Genomic DNA, 16,672 nt, shown 5'->3' on the forward strand with positions numbered 1-16,672 from the left:
GTTGTCTGTACAGGAGGAGCCATGCGTCGTCTGCTCGCCGGGGTCACGTCCGGCGTCCTACTGCTCGCCGCGGCGGCCTGCGGCTCGTCCGACGACTCCGGCTCCACGGACGGGGGCTCCGGGTCCGCGGGGGTGACGACCGTCGAGGTCGGCGTGATCCCGATCGTCGATGTGGCGCCCCTTTACCTGGGGCAGGAGAAGGGCTTCTTCAGCGCGCGCGGTCTGAAGCTGTCGCTGACCACCGCGCAGGGCGGCGCGGCGATCGTGCCCGGTGTGGTCAGCGGGCAGTTCCAGTTCGGCTTCTCCAACGTGACCTCGCTGATGATCGCCCAGGCGGCCGACGTGCCCGTGAAGGCGGTCGCCAACGGCATCGCCTCGACCGGGGAGCAGGGCGCGGACTTCGGCGCCATCACCGTCAAGGGCGACAGCCCCGTGAAGACGGCCAAGGACCTGGAGGGCCGGAAGGTCGCCGTCAACACGCTGAAGAACATCAACGAGACCGCGGTGCGCGCCGCCGTCGCCAAGGCGGGCGGCGACCCCGACGAGGTCGACTTCGTCGAACTCGCCTTCGACCAGATGCCCGCCGCCCTCGACAGCGGGCAGATCGACGCCGCCATGGTCGTCGAACCCGCGCTCGCCACCGTCAAGAGCCAGGGCGCACGCGAGGTCACCTCGGCACTCGTCGACGTCGCCGACGACCTCACCGTCGCCCTGTACTTCACCTCCACCCAGTACGCCGAGAAGAACCCGGACGTGGTGAAGAGGTTCCAGGAGGCCACCGCCGAGTCCCTCGCCTACGCCGACGCCCACCCGGAGGAGGCCCGCGAGGCCGTCACCTCGTACACCAAGATCCCCGCCGAGGTGCTGGCCGAGGTGACCCTGCCGAAGTGGCCCGCCGAACCGAACCGGGCCTCCATCGAGGAACTCGCCCGGCTCGGCTCGGCGGACGGTCTGTTCAAGGCCGCACCCGACCTGGACGCGCTGCTGCCGTGAGGGGCACGAACGCGGCGCTCGGCGCGGCCGGGCTCGCGGGCTTCCTCGCGCTGGGCGAGGCGGTGCCGCGGCTCGGCCTGGTCAAGGCGGAGTTCTTCCCGCCGACCAGCCGGATCGCGGGCGCGCTCGGCCGGGAACTGACCGACCGCGCCTTCTGGGCGGCGCTCGGCGACACCCTCACCGGCTGGGCGCTGGGCCTCGCCCTCGCGGTCGGCGCGGGCGTCGTCGCCGGGGTCGCCATCTCGGTGGTGCCGTACCTGCGCGAGGCCACCGCCTCCACCATCGAGTTCCTGCGCCCCATCCCGTCCGTCGCCCTGATCCCCCTCGCCGTGCTGCTCTTCGGCACCGAACTGCGCTCCGTGCTCCTGCTGGTGGTGTACGCCGCCTTCTGGCAGGTGCTGATCCAGACCGTGTACGGCGTCCAGGACGTCGACCCGGTCGCCGAGGAGACGGCGCGGTCCTACGGCCTCGGCACCTGGGCGCGCGTGCGGCACGTGCTGTGGCCGACCGCGCTGCCGTACGTCATGACCGGGGTGCGGCTGGCCGCGGCCGTCGCGCTGATCCTGGCCGTGACCGCCGAACTCGTCATCGGCGCGCCGGGTCTTGGCGCCCGGATCGCGGTCGCGCAGACCTCGCAGGCGGTGCCCGACATGTACGCCCTCATCGTGGTCACCGGAGTGCTGGGGCTGCTGATCAACGTGGGCGCGCGGACGGTGGAGCGGCGGGCGCTGGCCTGGCACCAGTCGGTGCGCGGGGAGGTGGCGGTGTGAGCCGGCTCCTGCTGCGGGTCGCGCTGGCGGCGGGCCTGCCGGTGGCGCTGGTCGCCGTCTGGTGGGCCGCGTCGGCGGGCAGTACGCAGACGTACTGGCCGCCGCTGGAGACCATCCTGCGCGCCTTCCCCGAGGTGTGGACCGCCGAGCGGCTGCGCGGTGACGTGCTGCCCAGCGTGCTGCGGCTGGCGGGCGGCTACGCGCTCGCCGCGGTGGCGGGGGTGGCGCTCGGCACGGTCATCGGCTCCGGCCGGCGGGTGCGGGCGGTGTGCGAGCCGGTGCTGGAGTTCCTGCGGGCGGTGCCGCCGCCGGTACTGGTGCCGGTCATCATGCTCTTCGCGGGTATCGGCAACACCATGAAGGTGACCGTGATCGCCGCCGGGTGCGTGTGGCCGGTGCTCCTCAACACCGTCGAGGGGGTACGGGCGGTGGACCCCGTCCTCACGGAGACGGCCCGCTGCTACGGCGTCGGCGGCACAGCCCGGCTGCGGCACGTGGTGCTGCGCTCGGCGAGCCCGCAGATCTTCGCGGGGCTGCGGCAGGCGCTGTCCATCGGCATCATCCTGATGGTCATCAGCGAGATGTTCGCCGCGAGCAACGGCCTCGGCTTCGCCATCGTCCAGTTCCAGCGCGGTTTCGCCATCGCCGACATGTGGACCGGCATCCTGCTGCTCGGCCTGCTCGGCTTCGTGCTGTCCGTCGTCTTCCGGCTGGTCGAGCGGCGGGCGCTGGCCTGGTACCACGGGCTGCGGGCCTCGGCCAGGCGGTCGCCTTGAACACCGGGAACCCCGTGAACCTCCGGAAGGGACGGTCCATGCTCGACGTACGCGGCCTGCGCAAGGTGTACGAGGGGTCGGGGCGCCGCGTGGAGGCGGTGCGCGACCTCACCTTCACCGTGGCGGCGGGGGAACTGGCCTGCCTGGTCGGCCCGTCGGGCTGCGGCAAGACGACCCTGCTGAAGTGCGTCGGCGGGCTGCTGGACCCGACCGGCGGGGAGGTGCTGCTCGCGGGCCGGACGGTCGCGGGGCCACCGCCCGGGATGGCGATCGTGTTCCAGGAGTACGGGCGCAGCCTCTTCCCCTGGATGCGGGTCGGCGAGAACGTCGAACTGCCGCTCAAGCAGAAGAGGCTGAGCAGGGCACGGCGCCGGGAACTGGTCGGCGACGCGCTGGAGTCCGTGGGGCTGGCGGAGGCCGCCGGGGCCTATCCCTGGCAGCTCTCCGGCGGTATGCAGCAGCGGGTCGCCATCGCCCGGGCGCTGGCCTACGAACCCGACGTGCTGCTGATGGACGAGCCGTTCGCCGCGGTCGACGCGCAGACCCGGGCCGAACTGGAGGACCTGGTACGGGGACTGTGGCGGGAGCGCGGCATGACGATCCTGTTCGTCACCCATGACATCGACGAGGCCGTGTACCTGGGCGAGCGGGTGATCGTGCTGTCCGCCTCCCCGACCGTCGTGCGGGAGCAGCTGAAGGTCGATCTGCCTCTCGAGCGGGACCAGTTGCACACCCGGGTGGCGCCGCGCTTCGCCGAGCTGCGCACCCAGGTGTACGAGCAGATCCAGGCGGCCAAGCGCGGGACGCCGGGGGAGCCCCCCGGCCCGACCGAGGCGCCGTCGGCGACCTGAACGCCGACGGTGCCCGGTCAGGCCTCGGGGACGGGCACCACGCTCAGGTGGCTCACCGCGCGCCGGGCGCGGGCCCGTCGGTGCGGCGCGGACGAGGGGCGGCGCGGTTCGCGCAGCACCATCGTCAGCCGCATGTAGCCCATGTCCTCCAGGGCTCTGGGGGTTTCGCAGACGATCCGGCAGTCGGTGGCGCCCCACCGCGGGTCGGGGTGCAGCAGCGGGCGGACCGCGCCGTCGTGCTCGGCCGCCGCCGCGCCGACCGCGCGGATCCAGTGCGGCAGGCCCTGACGGTAGGCGGCCTCCATGATCGGGTCCTGGGCGATGTCCCGGCGGATCGCCTGGAGTTGGGCGTCATGGCCGTGACGCTCCACGGTGGCGGCGAAGTGCGCCAGCATGGGCAGGCACCAGCGCGCCTCGTGCTCGCCGAGGACCTCGCCCGCGTCCGGGTGGAACAGGACGAAACGGAGGAAGTTGTCGCCCGGCATGGCCGTCGGATGCGGTCCCACACCACCGAAGAGTGACCGGAACGCGCTGTTGGAGAGGGCCACGTCCCAGCGGCGGTCGACGACGAACGAAGGGAAACCAACGGCCTCCACGAAGGTCGCGTAGTCCCGCAGATAGGCCTGGGCCACCGGATTCTCGGGGTCGGGCCGCGGTTCGGACCGCTGCCCACCTGCCTGATATGCCATCGGGAGGTCACCCCTTATGCCTCTGTGGCCCTTCACGCGGCGCCTTGATCCTGGTGCCCCGGAGCAAGCCGTGTCAACTATCGTGGCATTTCATGCCGGTTGACGGCTGAAATTGGCCACAGTTGTGGCGAGACCTGGATGTGAGTTCGAGGCACGGGCTACTCTCCGGGAAGTTCACGGCAACCATCTGCGAGAAGCCTGTGAGAGACGTAGGAGACCTGTCGGTGACGGATGGCTACGAGGTAACGGGCGCCACGGTGACCGCCGCGCTGCCGGCCGTCGCCTCCCGTGTCACCGCGCTCGCCGACCGGCTCGGCGTACCGCACGCGGAGGTCTTCGACATCGCCCGGCTCTCCGTGGCCTGCGGTGTCCCGGAGCCCGTGATCGGCAAGCTGCTCAGCGGCCACCCGGCGGGCGAGCCCGATGTGCAGGCCCGCTTCCTGCAACGCCTGGACCTGCTGCGCCGCACCCGGCTCAAGCCCAACGGCCGCAAGTACACCCAGCAGGAGATCGCCGACGGCGCGGGCATGTCCCGGCAGCAGGCGGGCGCGCTGATCAACGGCGACCGGCGGCCCACCATGGAGCACTGCGACGCCATCCAGCGCTTCTTCCGGGTGCACGCCGGTTTCCTCACCGCCGAGGACCCCGAGGCGCTGGCGGGCGCGTTGCAGCGCACCGAGCAGGAGCTGCTCCAGAAGCTCGCCGACCGTGAACGCCAGGCCGCCGCTGCCGCCGACGACCCGCTGGAGCGACTCCTCCAGGACCACGGCGTGCGCGGGATCGCCTGGCGCGCCGCGCAGCTGCCCACCGACCAGCACCGTGACAAGGTCGCGGAATGGCTGGACATGCTCCTGGAGAGCGTCCAGCGGCCCGAGTCGTGATCCGGGGGAGAACCTGTGGGCATCGGTAAGGAAATGCGCCGTCTGTGCGGCGAACTCGTCGCCGAGCTGGCGCTGCCCGCGCCCGCCCGGCCCGCCGATCTCCATGCCGCGCTCTGCGACGCCATGAGCAGACGCCGCGGGCGCCCCGTCCTCTTCCGTACGGCGGCCTTCCCGCCCGGCACCGCCAGCGGGCTCTGGCTCGACATGGCCGAACAGGACCTCGTCGTCGTCGAGGAGCGCACCGCGCCCGACCACCAGCTGGTCATCCTCGGCCACGAGCTGTGGCACATGAAGGCCGGGCACTGTGGCCACCACGTCGAGGGCGCCGCCGTCGCGGCCCGGCTGCTCCACGACGACGCCGACCTCCGGGCCACCGTGCTGAAGGTGGCCGCCCGCACCCGCTTCGACCTCGCCGACGAGCGGGAGGCCGAGAGCTTCGGCCTGCTGCTGGCCAGCAAGTGCCGTAGCTGGCTCGCGCGTTCGGCGGCGCGCGGTCCGGTGCAGCGCGACCGGCTGGCCGGGCGCATCGAGACCTCGCTGGGCTATCTGGGCCCGCAAGGGTAGGGCGTCCCTGATCCGTCCCTGATCCGCTGGCAGTACGTCCCTGATCCGCTAAGCGGGCGAACCGGGAGTGATCGAGACCGGATTGTCAGTGGTGGACGGCAAGCTGGAGTCGTCCCGCCCTCGTGCGGGGCGTGACCGACGACGCCGACGCGGGGAGAGCCGACCGATGCCGACCGCCGTACTGACCGACCGTGAGCGCACCGCCGTCCAGGCCTACCTACGGCTGCTGCACACCGTGAGAGCCGCCTTCGACACCGCCTCCGGCCCACCGGACGCGGGCCGCCCCGTGGTCGTCCCCCCGTCGGCTCTCGCCGAGGCCGAACAGGCACTCGAGGCCGCGGGCCTCACGGGCAACGAGGAGGAGTTCTTCCGCCTGCTGAGCAGTTGGTGCCCGGGGCAGCCCTGACGGCCGGCCGGTCCGTGGCGGTCAGTCGTGGGGGACGGTGACCGCCGTGGCCGCGAGTCCCTGCCGGATCGTCCAGCGCCCGTCGAAGTGGGTACGGCGACGCCCGGTCACCACCGGGCCGGGGACGAGGAGTTCGGCGCGCAGGGTCCCCGACAGCCGCTCACCGGGGGCGGCACGGAGGTCGATGTCGGCCTCGGTGAAGTCCAGCCACTGGCCGGTCAGCGGGAACCACGCCTTGTACACCGACTCCTTGGCGCTGAACAGCAGCCGGTCCCAGTGGACCGCCGGGTGGGACCGCGACAGCGCGCGCAGCCGCTCCCGCTCCGCGGGCAGGGCGACCGCGTCCAGCACCCCGTCGGGCAGCGGGCCATGGGGTTCGGCGTCGATGCCGACGGAGGCCAGGTCAGTGGCGCGGACCAGGGCGGCGGCGCCGTAGCCGTCGCAGTGGGTCATGCTGCCGACCAGCCCGGCCGGCCAGCGCGGGGCGCCCCGCTCGCCGGGCAGCACCGGGTGCGGGGGCACGCCGAGCTTCTCCATGGCGCGGCGCGCGCAGCCGCGTACGAGGGCGAACTCGCGGCGCCGCTTGGGCACCGCCCGCGCCACCAGCGCCGCCTCCTCCGGGTACAGCGTCGCCGGTTCGGTGCCGTCGCCGCCGAACGCCTCGACGGCGACGACCGGGCCGGGCAGCAGGTCCTCGATCACCGGGCCGCGACCTCCCTCGGCAGGATGCGGCGCAACCGCCCCGGCGGCTGCGGGCGCCCGCGCCACTCCCGGGGATAGCCGACCGAGACCTCCTCGAAGCGGACGCCCTCGTGGTGGGTGGTCCGCGGGATGTGCAGATGGCCGTAGACCATGGTCCGCACCCGGAAGCGCCGGTGCCAGTCGGCGGTCAGCCGGGTGCCGCACCACATCGCGAACTCCGGGTGCCACAGCACGTCGGTCGGGTGCCGGTCCAGGGGATAGTGGTTGACCAGAACCGTGGGCAGGTCCTCCGGGAGCGCGGCGAGCCGTCGTCCGGTCAGGGCGACCCGGGCCCGGCACCACGCCTCACGGGTCGGATAGGGGTCGGGGTGCAGCAGGTACTCGTCGTTGCACACGATCCCCGTCGAGTGCGCGTACGCCAGCCCCTCCTCCTTGGTGGCGCAGCCGGACGGCAGGAAGGAGTAGTCGTACAGCAGGAAGAGCGGTGCCACGGCCACCGGGCCGTCGGGGCCCTCCCACAGCGGGTAGGGGTCCTCGGGCGTGACCACGCCCAGCTCGCGGCAGACGTCCACGAGGTGCTCGTAGCGTGCGGTGCCGCGCAGGGTGACGGGGTCTTTGGGGTGGGTCCACAGTTCGTGGTTGCCGGGGGCCCAGACCACCTTGCGGAAGCGGCCCGCGAGGGTCCCCAGCGCCCAGCGCACGTCGGACACGGTCTCCGCGACGTCCCCGGCGACGAGCAGCCAGTCGTCGTCCGACTCGGGGCGCATCCCCTCCACCAGCGCGCGGTTCTCCGGGTAGCCGATGTGCAGATCGCTGATGGCCAGCAGCTGCCCGGCACCACCGGCCGTCGACGTCACCTGTCGCCCCCTCGTGATCGCGCGGACCCGACTACGACAACACACGCGCGCGACGCCCGGCAAGAGCGCCTGCCGTCGGCGCCGGGCCGTCCCCCGCGGCAATCCGTAACACGCGCGTTGCACGCGGGGGCGGCGCGAAGCCGTATGATCGCCCCAACACCGACGTCCCGAACTTCCCTTCATCGAGGGCGGCTTGGTGTCCCTCCCACTATCCTGGCCGGGCACGGCCCGCTCCGCCCTGCCCGCGAACCGTGAAAGGCGGCCTGCATGGTCTCTCGCGTACGCGTCTGGCTCAACCGCACGTACGCGGAGAACGTGTTCTTCATGGATCAGCTGCGCCGAAATCCCAGCGACCGGGCGGTGGAGATCCATGCGACGCACGGCGATCCCGACTCGCCCGTGCTGGCCGCCGCGGACACCGCCGAGCTGGAGCCGGAGGGCCTGTCCCCCGCGGCGTACGTCGAGTACGCGCTCGACCAGTGCGCGCGGCGCGGCATCGATGTCTTCGTGCCGCGGCTGCACCAGGCCGCCGTGGTGGCACACCGCGCCGAGTTCGAGGCGGTCGGTACGGCGCTGCTGGCGCCGCCGCCGGAGGCGGTGGCCGTCTTCCAGGACAAGGTCATCGCCTACGAGGCGGTCCAGGCGATCGGCGCGCCGGTGCCGCCGTGGTGGCGGGTGCGGGGCGTGGACGAACTCGTCGCCGCGGTGGAGGAGCTGGAGGGCGGCGGGCACAAGGCGTGCTTCAAGCCGGCGTCCGGGGCGGGCGGAGTGGGCTTCCGCGTCATCACGCGCGCCCCCTTCTCACTCACGCACCTCAACGGCTTCCCCAGTCCCTATGTGCCGCTCGACCTGGTCGTGCAGGCGCTGCGGGAGGCGGAGGAGGCGGTGGACTGGCTGGTGATGCCGCGTCTTGAGCAGCCCGAGGTGTCCGTGGACTGTCTGACCGGCCGGGACAACCGGGTGCGGCTGGCGGTGGGGCGCACCAAGAACGGGCGGCGGCGTGGGTTCACGCTCAGCGAGCAGTGGCTGGAGCCCGCGCGGCGGATCGCGGAGGGGTTCGGGCTGCATCACCTGTCCAACATCCAGTTCCGGATGTTCGGGGGTCGTCCGGTGCTGATGGATGTGAACACGCGGCCCGCGGGCGGGCTGCACCAGCTGGCGCTGTGCGGGGTGAACGCGCCCTGGGCTGCTGTGCAGTTGGCGCTCGGCGAGGATCCGGGGGAGATCGTGCCGCCGTTCCTGGGGCAGGACTACGCGGTGGTGGCGGGGCCGCGGCCGGTTCGGGGGGTGTCGCTGCCGCAGCAGCGGGCGGAGGAGGTGCCCGTGCGGGCGGCCTCCGTTCCGACGGTGGGGTCCGTGGAGGTGGGTGCGCAGGCGCTGCCGTTGTAGCGGGGCGGCACGGGTGGGCGCGGCCGCGGCGGCTGCGGCCCGGCTGCCGCAGCCGCGCGGGACAGCCACGGCGGCTCGGCGGTTGTGCGGCTACGTCACCAGGAGGTCCGTCCAGGCCCTTGCCACTCCGTTCAGGGAGAAGCGGGCTCGGGCCTGGGTGCGGGCCGTCTCGCCCGTGGACTGCCAGGTCGTACGGTCCAGGGTCGCGATGGACGCCGCCATCGCGGTCGGGTCGGGGTGGATCCAGCGGGTGTCGTAGATCTCGTCGGCGCCTGGCCAGGGCAGGAGGGCGGGGACGGCGGCGGAGGCCATGCCCTCGGCGGGGGCCAGGTGGAAGCTCTCGTCGTCGCTCGTGGAGAGGACGTGGCCGATGCGGCGCAGCCAGGAGGCGACGTCGCTTCCGTAGTCGTCGAAGACCACCGCGCCCTCCAGGAGCGGTGAGGTCTGGATGCGGCGTAGTACGGCGTCGTAGTGGGCGCGTTCCTCGGGCTTGTTCCAGATCCACCAGTACTCCCACGGCGGCTTGGACTTGACCGAGAGCTGCCAGCGGCGGTCCTCGGCCCGGAGCGTCTCCAGGACGTCGAGGCCGAGGTCGAGGCGTTTGCGGCTGGGGGCGATGCCGATCATGCCGAGTCGGAAGCGGGCGCCGGGTGCCTTGGGGCGGTCGAGCTGGTCGGTGTCGACCCAGTTGGGGATGACGGTGACCTTGGACTCGGGCCAGCCGGTGTGTTCCAGGGTGCGGCGGGCGTAGTACGTGCTGACGCAGATGACCTGGTCGACGGCGTCGATGGCGACCTGGCGGGGCCAGTCGGCGTCCAGTTCGAAGCGGTGCAGTCGGATGACCAGGCGGCTGTCGGGCCGTTTGTGGCGGCTGTACCAGACGGCGGCGGGGCCGCACCACTCGACGACCACGACGTCCGCCCAGTCGGCGAGTTCCCGGCTGGCCGCCGGTTCGTGGCGGGCCAGCGCCTCCCACGCGTCGACGCGTACGTCGAGTCCGGGCAGCGCGCGGAAGTGGTCCAGGAGCCGGGTGAGGAACTTCAGGTCGTGGCCCGCGACCCCGACCCGCAGCGGCCGGGGCCGGGCGATCACGGCGGCCGGTGCGGCGGGGAACGCGGCGCCGAGGTGGCCGCGCCAGCGGTCGGCCGCCACGCGGAGGGTGTGGCGCGCGGCGGCGGACCGGCAGCGTTCGGCGGCCAGGCGGCGCGCCTCGGGTTCCCGCACCGCCCGGGCGACGGCCGCCGCCGCGTCCTCGAGTGCGGCGCGGCCGGGCACGTAGAGGGGGTAGTCGTCGCCGAGGAGCGCCTCGTGGGCGGGGGTGCGGTTGAGGACGACGGGGAGTCCGAGGGCGCCGAACTCCAGGACCTTGGTGGAGAGTTCGAGGCTGGCGTCGAGCGCGGGCCCGCGCCAGCCGAGGCCGAGGTCGCAGTCGGCGGCGAGGCGCATGGCCTCCTCGCGGGGCTGCCCGCCGTGGTGTTCGACGCCCGGGGTGGCGGCCAGGGCACGGGCCATGGCGGTCTGGAAGCCGGGGTGCGCCGGGTCGTCGTGGATCTTGTCGCCGACGGTGTGCAGTTCGGCCCGGATGCCGTCCTCGGCGAGCAGCGCGGGCAGCCGGGTCATGGGCAGGGTGTTCCACAGGGGCGCGAACTTGCCGGTGTAGACGAGCCGGAACGGGTCGTGCGGGCGTTCGTGCTCGGGGACGTCGAAGTCCGGTTCGGGCACGGACGGCGGGCTGAGCAGGCACTTGCCGACCGCCTCCGGCACCCAGGTCTCCAGCAGGCAGCGCAGTTCCTCGGTCTGGCACAGCAGCCGCGCGCCGGCCTCGGCGATCCGGCCGAGTTCGGCGCGGGCCTCCTCGGTCATCTCGGCGGCGGACTGCGGGATGTCGGTGAGGTAGGCCCAGATCCGCCCGTCGAAGCAGCCGTCGGCGACGACCCGGGCGACCAGGCGCCGTCCGCGCAGGACGAGCAGGTCGCAGGGGTCGTCCTCGTCGAGTCCGGCGAGCACCTGGGAGGCCTGCACCGGCGACAGCGGACGGTCGGCGAGGCCGGGCAGCAGCCGTTCCTCGTGGGGGCGGACCACGCTGACTCGGGGGAGCCCGGTGAGCGGGTCGACCAGGCGCCCGGTGTGCACGGGCGCCTTGAGGACGAGGCGGGTGCGGCAGCCCGCCCGGGACAGTGCCTGCACCGTCGACTGCGCCCAGACGGCGGAGCCGTCGATGAGGTTGAGGTCGACGTCGCCGTAGACGAGGGCGTTCACTGTGCGGCTCATGTCGGCTCCTTCCCGCACCAGGCGAACAGTCGGTGTCCCTGCCCTGCCCAGCTCTCGGGCGGCGTGCCGGACGTCAGCAGCGACCGGCGCACCAGGAGGGGGGTGAGTTCGGGGACGAAGGTGTAGTCGTCGGCGGCGGGTGTGCTGCCCACCGCGTCGGCGCCGGAGTACTCCTGGGCGCACATCAGGTCGAGGAGGAGGGTGTCCGGGCGGTCCTCGGTGAGGTCGGTCCAGTCGGCCACCCAGGGGGCGAGGGGTTCACCGGTGCGTACCTCGACACCGGCGGCGGTGAGTTCGTCGAGGCCGGTGGGGTCGGGCACGACGACCTCGGCGGGGCGGTGCCGCTGGCTGAGCACCTGGTCGGCGAGGCGGGCGCGGTCGGCCGGGTCCCGGGGGGCGGCCAGCACACTGACGCGGCGTTCGTCGAGCGGGTCGGGGGCGCCGGTCCGGCGGGCCAGCTGGGACAGCCGTACCCGGGTGCTGTCCGCCCGGAACGCCTCGCGCAGCCGGCGGCGGCCGTCCGTCGCCGGGTCGAGGTCCGCCAGCCGGACCCCGGCGTCGGCGTCGAGGACGGCGTCCCAGGCGAACCGGGTGAGTCCGGGCGCCGCCGAGGCGGGGCCGTCCCGCCACAGCACGCAGGAGCGGCCCGCGGCCCGGGTCTCGGTGAGGAGTCCGGCGAGCCGTCGGTCGAGGTCGGGGGCGAGTCCGGTGCCGGTGAGCGCCCAGGGGCCGTGGCCGGTGCAGGCGCTGAGCTGGACGACGAGGGCGTCCGGGTCGGTGCGCTGGACGAGCGGTCGCCCGTCGTGCGGGAGGGCCCGGTTGACCACGGCGTCCGCCGCGAGGTCGGCGGCGGTGGTGTCGGTGAGGACACCGACGAGGACCATGCGGTCGCGGGGCGCGGAGCGGAAGGCGCGGTGGGCGAAGTGCGGTCGCGCGTCCGCCACCCCGGCCGTCTCCGGCGCGGTGCGCGGCGTCGCGGACGCCGGCCGTCGGGTCTCGCCCGGTGTGGGCCCGGTCCGGGCGCGCCGCCACCGCCCGTACAGCTGCCGTACGCCGGGGGCCTCGGTCCCGGTCCGTGCCCGCCACAGCCCGTACAGCTCGCGGGGCAGCCGTGCGGCCTGGCTGCCGGGTGAGCGGGCCGCGGAGACCAGGGCCCGTCCCACGCGCAGCGAGGTGGACCCCTCCAGCATGGCGACGCGGGCCTCCAGGAGGGCGACCCGCTCGCGGGCGCCGTGCAGGGCCGCCGCCAGCTGGTCCTTCTCCCGTACGGTGGCGGCGAGCCGTTCGGGGAGGCCGTCGGCCTGGGCGGGTCCCCGCGCCCGTTCGGTGTCCTCGGCGTCGCGTTCCAAGTCCAGCAGGCGGGCCCGCAGGGAGCGGGAGACCAGGTCGGCGAGGACGTACTCGTCGGCGATCCGCAGCGCTGTGGCGAAGCCCTCGGCGGGGACGGGGCGGCCGGAGAAGTCGTGCGGCGGCAGGAGTTCGTCGGTGCGGACGAAGACCGCGCCCGCGTGCAGGTGAACGTAGTCGAGCGGGGCGGCGCGCAGCACCTGGCAGTGGTGGGCGACGAGGGCGTCGAGCAGCCGGTGGTAGGGCAGTTCGGGCCCGTGGTGGCCGAAGAGGAGCAGGCCTCGGCCGCCGGGGCGCATCCGGCCGAGGACGGCGAGGCAGTCGGCCTCGGTGCCGTGCAGCGCGGCGCGGGGGCCGTACGACATCAGCACCAGTTCGCTTTCGCCGACGTCCTGGTCGCCGCGGGTGAGCAGGACGCCGTCGGGGAGGTGCAGATAGGGCTCCAGGTCGAGCCCGCCCGTGGTGGCGTCGACGACGGTGGTGACGCCGTCGAGGTGGGGTCGTAGCAGATCGGTCAGGCGCATCAGCGGATCCTCGTGAAGACGTGGAAGCCGACCTCGTTCTCGCGGAAGCCGTAGGGGGTGAACCCGGTGTGCCGCAGGCCGAGGGGTTCGAGCAGGGCGCGGTAGTCGCTGGTGGGGCGGTGCACGATGTAGTCGCCGCGCGGGCGCCGGGCGGTGGTGTCCTCGTCGGTGAGGATCAGCCGTCCGGTGAGCCGTGTCAGGGAGGCGAGGTTGCGCAGTCCGGCCTGCCACTCCTCGTCGTCGAGGACGTGGAAGAGGACGTCGACGCAGAGGACGACGTCGTACGGCCAGGGGCTGCGCCACTCGTCCAGGGCGGCGGTGCCGTAGCGGGGGCCGCCGCCCTGGGCGCGGGCGTGGGCGAGGGCCTCCTCGCTGGCGTCGAAGGCGTCGACGCGGTGGCCGCAGCGGGCCAGGGCGCGGGCGAAGTGTCCCTTGCCGCAGCCCGCGTCGAGCACGAACAGCGGGGCGGACTCGTCGGCGAGGTCGCCGATCAGCGGGAGCAGCGCGCCGAGGCGGAGGGCGTAGAAGATTTCGTTGCCCGCCCGGTCGAGGCCGATGTGGCCGCCGGACGCGAGGTCGTCGTGGTCGCGGTGACGGGTGTCCCAGTAGCCGAGGGTGGCCTCGGACGGCCCCGTCCCGGCCATGGCGGTCCCAGACCCGGAGGTCCCCGAACCCGCCGCCCTGGACCCGGAGGCTCCCGACCCGGCGGCCCCGGACCCGGCCGTCCCCGACCCGGCGGCCCCCGACCCGGCGCCCCCAGACCCGGCCATCCCAGACACGGCGGCCCCCGACCCGGCGCCCCCAGACCCGGCCGTCCCAGACACGGCGGCCCCCGACCCGGCGCCCCCAGACCCGGCCATCCCGGACACGGCGGCCCCCGACCCGGCGCCCCCAGACCCGGAGGTCCCCGAACCCGCCGCCCTGGACCCGGAGGCTCCCGACCCGGCACCCCCAGACCCGGCCATCCCGGACACGGCGGCCCCGGCCCCGAAGGTCCCCGAGGAGCCAACCACCCCAGCCCAGTTCCTCTCGCCCATCGTGTTCTCAGGCATCGTGCTCCAGTCGCCGGACGATCTCGGCGGCGATCCGGGCGCCGGCCCGCCCGTCCCACAGCGGCGGTCCCTCGTCCGGCGCGGTGAAGTCGCCGTCCAGCAGCTTGCGCAGGGTGGGGACGAGTTCGTCGGGCCCGATGAGCCGGTTGGTGCCGTGGGTGACGGTGACCGGGCGCTCGGTGCTGGTGCGCAGCGTCAGACAGGGCACCCCGAGCACGGTGGTCTCCTCCTGGACGCCTCCGGAGTCCGTGATGACGGCGGCGGCGCCGCGCACCAGGCTCATGAACTCGACGTACCCGAGCGGGTCCAGGACATGGACACCGGGCGCGTGGTCGAGGCCCGCCGAGCCGAGGGCGGCCCGGCCGCGCGGATGCAGGGGCACGGCGAGGTCGAGGAGGCGGGCCGCCTCGACGAGGGCGTGGGCGGCGGCGCGGGCGGCCTCGGGGTCGTCGACGTTGGCGGGGCGGTGCAGGGTGACCACGCCGTAGCGCGCGGGCAGTCCGTGCGCGGCGCGGGCGGCCTCGGGGTCGAAGTGGTCCAGGTGGGTGAGCAGGGTGTCGATCATGGGGTTGCCGACGAGGTGGACGCGGCCGGGGTCGACGCCCTCGCGGGCGAGGTGGCCGACGGCCTCGGGGCTGGTGGCGAAGAGCAGCTCGGCGAGCTGGTCGACCAGGCGCCGGTTGACCTCCTCGGGCATCGTCATGTCGAAGCTCCGCAGGCCCGCCTCGACATGGGCGACGGGCATCCCCAGCTTGGCGGCGGCGAGGGCGGCGGCCAGCGTGGAGTTGACGTCGCCGTACACGACGACGAGGGCGGGGTCGCGCGCGGTCAGTTCGCCCTCCAGGGCGGTGAGCAGGTCGGCCGTCTGCCGGGCGTGGCTGCCGGAGCCGACGCCGAGGTCGGTGTCGGGCCGGGGCAGCCCCAGTTGCCGGAAGAAGACGTCCGACATCCGTTCGTCGTAGTGCTGGCCGGTGTGGACCAGGACCTGCTCGCAGCCCGCCGAGCGCAGCGCGGCGACGACCGGGGCGGCCTTGACGAAGTTCGGTCGGGTGCCGACTACGTGCAGCATGGGGCGTACGCGGCCGTTCATGTCGTACTTTCTCCGCTCTGTCCGCCTAATGTGACGCCATGTCGCGCCATATCACTCGTGTGTTCAGTCTGGCCGCATCCGTGGCGTGGGGCGAGCTGCGCCAGGACCCCTTCCGGGCGGCGTTGCTGGGGGTGCGGCTGCTGCCGCCGCCCGTGCGGCGCAGGGTGGGGGCGGTGGAACGGCGGCTCGCGGGGCGGGCCCGGGCGGCGGGGCCCGCCGCTGCTCCGTCCGGGGGACGGATGCCCGTACTGGCCGCCCGACGGGTGCGTCCGGTGCCGGGGCGCGTGCTGCACCTGGTGACCAACGGGCTGCCGTTCAAGCACGCCGGGTACACCGTGCGCACCCAGAAGATCGCCGAGGCGCAGCGGGCCGCCGGGCTCGATCCGCACGTGGTGACGCGGATCGGGTTCCCGGTGACGCAGGGCGTGCCGGACGGGCGTCCGCTGCACACGGTCGGCGGGGTGCCGCAGCACCGGCTGCTGCCCCGCTGGCTGCCGTACGGGCAGGCGGCGGTGCTGGCGCGGAACGCGGAACTGGCCGGGCGGCTGGTGGAGCGGCTGCGGCCCGCCGTGCTGCACCCGGCGACCGACCACGGCAACGGGCGGGTCGCGCTGGCCCTGCGCGCCGCCTACGGGCTGCCGGTCGTCTACGAGGTGCGGGGCTTCCTGGAGGACACCTGGCTGACCCAGGCGCCGGGGCGCGGCGGCGCCGATCCGACGTACCTGGCCCGGCGCGAGCTGGAGACGCGCTGCATGCGCGAGGCGGACCTGGTGCTGACGCTGGGCGCGGCGATGAAGGCGGAGATCGTGGCGCGCGGGGTGCCCGCGGAGCGGGTGCTGATCGTGCCGAACGCGGTGGACGAGGAGTTCCTGGCGCCCCTGCCGGACGGGGCGCCGGTGCGGGCCCGGCTCGGCATCGCGCCGGACGACTTCGTGGTCGGCACGGTGAGCAGCCTTACTCCACACGAGGGAATCGGCACATTGCTCCATGCGGGTGCCGAGCTGAGGCGCCGCGGGGTGCCGGTGCGGCTGCTGATCGTGGGGGACGGCCCGGAGCGGGCGGCGCTCGGTGAGCTGGCCGGGCGGCTGGGTCTCGGGGACGGGGCGGCGGTGTTCACCGGGCGGGTGCCGTACGCACAAGTGCGCGAATTCCACGCGGTGTTGGACGTGTTCGCGGTGCCGCGGACCGATGCGCGGGTGTGCCGTCTGGTGACGCCGCTGAAGCCGGTGGAGGCGATGGCGAGCGGGCTTCCGGTCGCCGCCAGCGATCTTCCGGCACTGGCGGAACTCGTCAAGCCGGGAGAGACCGGCCTGCTCATTCCCCCCTCCTCTCCTCAGACTTGGGCGGATGAGCTGGAAAGTCTTCTTTACAGTCGAAAGCGGTACGAATGGGGTGAAGTCGCCCGCGAGATCGTGGCGCGCGACCGCACCTGGGCCCGGGTCGCCTCGACGACCCGGGAGGCGTACCGCGCCCTCGGCTGTCTGTGAGGGACCGCGCAACCTCATCCGGT

General features: G+C 73.9%; 16 protein-coding genes. 9 read left to right on the forward strand and 7 right to left on the reverse strand.

Annotation, left to right across the window (positions count from 1 at the left end; all coding sequences use genetic code 11):
* Window positions 1–21 precede the first annotated feature (21 nt).
* The 4 genes from KBY47_RS26985 to KBY47_RS27000 are packed head-to-tail and all read left to right on the forward strand — an operon-like array spanning window position 22 to window position 3,390.
* Window positions 22–993 carry an ABC transporter substrate-binding protein gene (locus KBY47_RS26985; protein WP_210925311.1) on the forward strand — a complete coding sequence of 324 codons (972 nt, stop codon included), beginning with the start codon at window positions 22–24 and terminating at the stop codon, window positions 991–993.
* Window positions 990–1,763 (forward strand): ABC transporter permease, encoded by a 774-nt coding sequence (locus KBY47_RS26990; RefSeq protein WP_210925313.1) that lies wholly within the window; start codon window positions 990–992, stop codon window positions 1,761–1,763. The genes KBY47_RS26985 and KBY47_RS26990 overlap by 4 nt, the downstream gene beginning before the upstream one ends.
* Entirely contained in the window at window positions 1,760–2,539 is a 780-nt protein-coding gene (locus KBY47_RS26995; protein WP_210925315.1) for an ABC transporter permease, read from the forward strand. The genes KBY47_RS26990 and KBY47_RS26995 overlap by 4 nt, the downstream gene beginning before the upstream one ends.
* Window positions 2,540–2,577: 38 nt before the next feature.
* Entirely contained in the window at window positions 2,578–3,390 is an 813-nt protein-coding gene (locus KBY47_RS27000) for an ABC transporter ATP-binding protein (RefSeq protein ID WP_210925316.1), read from the forward strand.
* 17 nt (window positions 3,391–3,407) lie between these two features.
* Here KBY47_RS27000 and KBY47_RS27005 read toward each other — a convergent pair whose 3' ends face one another.
* On the reverse strand, window positions 3,408–4,079 hold the full coding sequence (locus KBY47_RS27005) for a hypothetical protein (RefSeq protein WP_210925318.1): 672 nt from the start codon (window positions 4,077–4,079) through the stop codon (window positions 3,408–3,410).
* Between the two features lie 224 nt (window positions 4,080–4,303).
* Between KBY47_RS27005 and KBY47_RS27010 the strand changes: the two genes are divergently transcribed.
* The 3 genes from KBY47_RS27010 to KBY47_RS27020 all read left to right on the forward strand — a co-directional run bounded on the left by KBY47_RS27010 (window position 4,304) and on the right by KBY47_RS27020 (window position 5,930).
* Window positions 4,304–4,960 (forward strand): helix-turn-helix transcriptional regulator, encoded by a 657-nt coding sequence (locus KBY47_RS27010; RefSeq protein WP_210925320.1) that lies wholly within the window; start codon window positions 4,304–4,306, stop codon window positions 4,958–4,960.
* Between the two features lie 33 nt (window positions 4,961–4,993).
* Window positions 4,994–5,524, forward strand: coding sequence for a toxin-antitoxin system, toxin component (locus KBY47_RS27015; RefSeq protein ID WP_210925408.1), 531 nt, complete (start codon window positions 4,994–4,996; stop codon window positions 5,522–5,524).
* 166 nt (window positions 5,525–5,690) lie between these two features.
* Window positions 5,691–5,930, forward strand: a complete 240-nt coding sequence (locus tag KBY47_RS27020; protein WP_210925322.1) for a hypothetical protein — start codon at window positions 5,691–5,693, stop codon at window positions 5,928–5,930.
* Between the two features lie 21 nt (window positions 5,931–5,951).
* On the opposite strand, the gene KBY47_RS27025 is transcribed toward KBY47_RS27020, so the two are convergent.
* Both KBY47_RS27025 and KBY47_RS27030 read right to left on the reverse strand, forming a co-directional pair.
* Window positions 5,952–6,632 carry a 4'-phosphopantetheinyl transferase superfamily protein gene (locus KBY47_RS27025; protein WP_210925331.1) on the reverse strand — a complete coding sequence of 227 codons (681 nt, stop codon included), beginning with the start codon at window positions 6,630–6,632 and terminating at the stop codon, window positions 5,952–5,954.
* On the reverse strand, window positions 6,629–7,489 hold the full coding sequence (locus KBY47_RS27030) for a metallophosphoesterase (protein WP_210925333.1): 861 nt from the start codon (window positions 7,487–7,489) through the stop codon (window positions 6,629–6,631). Before KBY47_RS27030 ends, KBY47_RS27025 begins: the two co-directional genes overlap by 4 nt.
* Before the next feature lie 267 nt (window positions 7,490–7,756).
* Here KBY47_RS27030 and KBY47_RS27035 point away from each other — a divergent pair, with 267 nt between their 5' ends.
* The gene (locus KBY47_RS27035) at window positions 7,757–8,878 is read left to right on the forward strand and encodes an ATP-grasp domain-containing protein (RefSeq protein WP_210925335.1); all 1,122 of its coding nucleotides are present in this window, start codon (window positions 7,757–7,759) and stop codon (window positions 8,876–8,878) included.
* A gap of 90 nt (window positions 8,879–8,968) precedes the next feature.
* Here KBY47_RS27035 and KBY47_RS27040 read toward each other — a convergent pair whose 3' ends face one another.
* The 4 genes from KBY47_RS27040 to wecB all read right to left on the reverse strand — a co-directional run bounded on the left by KBY47_RS27040 (window position 8,969) and on the right by wecB (window position 15,162).
* Complete coding sequence (locus KBY47_RS27040) at window positions 8,969–11,149, reverse strand: glycosyltransferase (protein WP_210925337.1); 2,181 nt, start codon at window positions 11,147–11,149, stop codon at window positions 8,969–8,971.
* Complete coding sequence (locus KBY47_RS27045) at window positions 11,146–13,020, reverse strand: hypothetical protein (protein ID WP_210925339.1); 1,875 nt, start codon at window positions 13,018–13,020, stop codon at window positions 11,146–11,148. The genes KBY47_RS27040 and KBY47_RS27045 overlap by 4 nt, the downstream gene beginning before the upstream one ends.
* Entirely contained in the window at window positions 13,020–13,664 is a 645-nt protein-coding gene (locus KBY47_RS27050) for a bifunctional 2-polyprenyl-6-hydroxyphenol methylase/3-demethylubiquinol 3-O-methyltransferase UbiG (RefSeq protein WP_210925341.1), read from the reverse strand. Before KBY47_RS27050 ends, KBY47_RS27045 begins: the two co-directional genes overlap by 1 nt.
* A gap of 400 nt (window positions 13,665–14,064) precedes the next feature.
* On the reverse strand, window positions 14,065–15,162 hold the full coding sequence (gene wecB / locus KBY47_RS27055) for a non-hydrolyzing UDP-N-acetylglucosamine 2-epimerase (RefSeq protein WP_247695295.1): 1,098 nt from the start codon (window positions 15,160–15,162) through the stop codon (window positions 14,065–14,067).
* Between the two features lie 38 nt (window positions 15,163–15,200).
* Here wecB and KBY47_RS27060 point away from each other — a divergent pair, with 38 nt between their 5' ends.
* Complete coding sequence (locus KBY47_RS27060) at window positions 15,201–16,649, forward strand: glycosyltransferase family 4 protein (protein WP_247695296.1); 1,449 nt, start codon at window positions 15,201–15,203, stop codon at window positions 16,647–16,649.
* Window positions 16,650–16,672: the final 23 nt, after the last annotated feature.

Origin of the sequence: Streptomyces sp. B93 (genome assembly GCF_018070565.1) — a bacterium.
Taxonomy (GTDB): Bacteria; Actinomycetota; Actinomycetes; order Streptomycetales; family Streptomycetaceae; genus Streptomyces.

Bases quoted from the DNA above. Each gene is read 5' to 3' on its own strand.
- KBY47_RS26985 (WP_210925311.1), top strand. From the start codon at position 22: ATGCGTCGTCTGCTCGCCGGGGTCACGTCCGGCGTCCTACTGCTCGCC.
- KBY47_RS27000 (WP_210925316.1), top strand. From the start codon at position 2,578: ATGCTCGACGTACGCGGCCTGCGCAAGGTGTACGAGGGGTCGGGGCGC.
- KBY47_RS27005 (WP_210925318.1), bottom strand. From the start codon at position 4,079: ATGGCATATCAGGCAGGTGGGCAGCGGTCCGAACCGCGGCCCGACCCC.
- KBY47_RS27015 (WP_210925408.1), top strand. From the start codon at position 4,994: ATGCGCCGTCTGTGCGGCGAACTCGTCGCCGAGCTGGCGCTGCCCGCG.
- KBY47_RS27020 (WP_210925322.1), top strand. From the start codon at position 5,691: ATGCCGACCGCCGTACTGACCGACCGTGAGCGCACCGCCGTCCAGGCC.
- KBY47_RS27035 (WP_210925335.1), top strand. From the start codon at position 7,757: ATGGTCTCTCGCGTACGCGTCTGGCTCAACCGCACGTACGCGGAGAAC.
- KBY47_RS27040 (WP_210925337.1), bottom strand. From the start codon at position 11,149: ATGAGCCGCACAGTGAACGCCCTCGTCTACGGCGACGTCGACCTCAAC.
- KBY47_RS27045 (WP_210925339.1), bottom strand. From the start codon at position 13,020: ATGCGCCTGACCGATCTGCTACGACCCCACCTCGACGGCGTCACCACC.
- KBY47_RS27050 (WP_210925341.1), bottom strand. From the start codon at position 13,664: ATGGCCGGGACGGGGCCGTCCGAGGCCACCCTCGGCTACTGGGACACC.
- wecB (WP_247695295.1), bottom strand. From the start codon at position 15,162: ATGAACGGCCGCGTACGCCCCATGCTGCACGTAGTCGGCACCCGACCG.
- KBY47_RS27060 (WP_247695296.1), top strand. From the start codon at position 15,201: ATGTCGCGCCATATCACTCGTGTGTTCAGTCTGGCCGCATCCGTGGCG.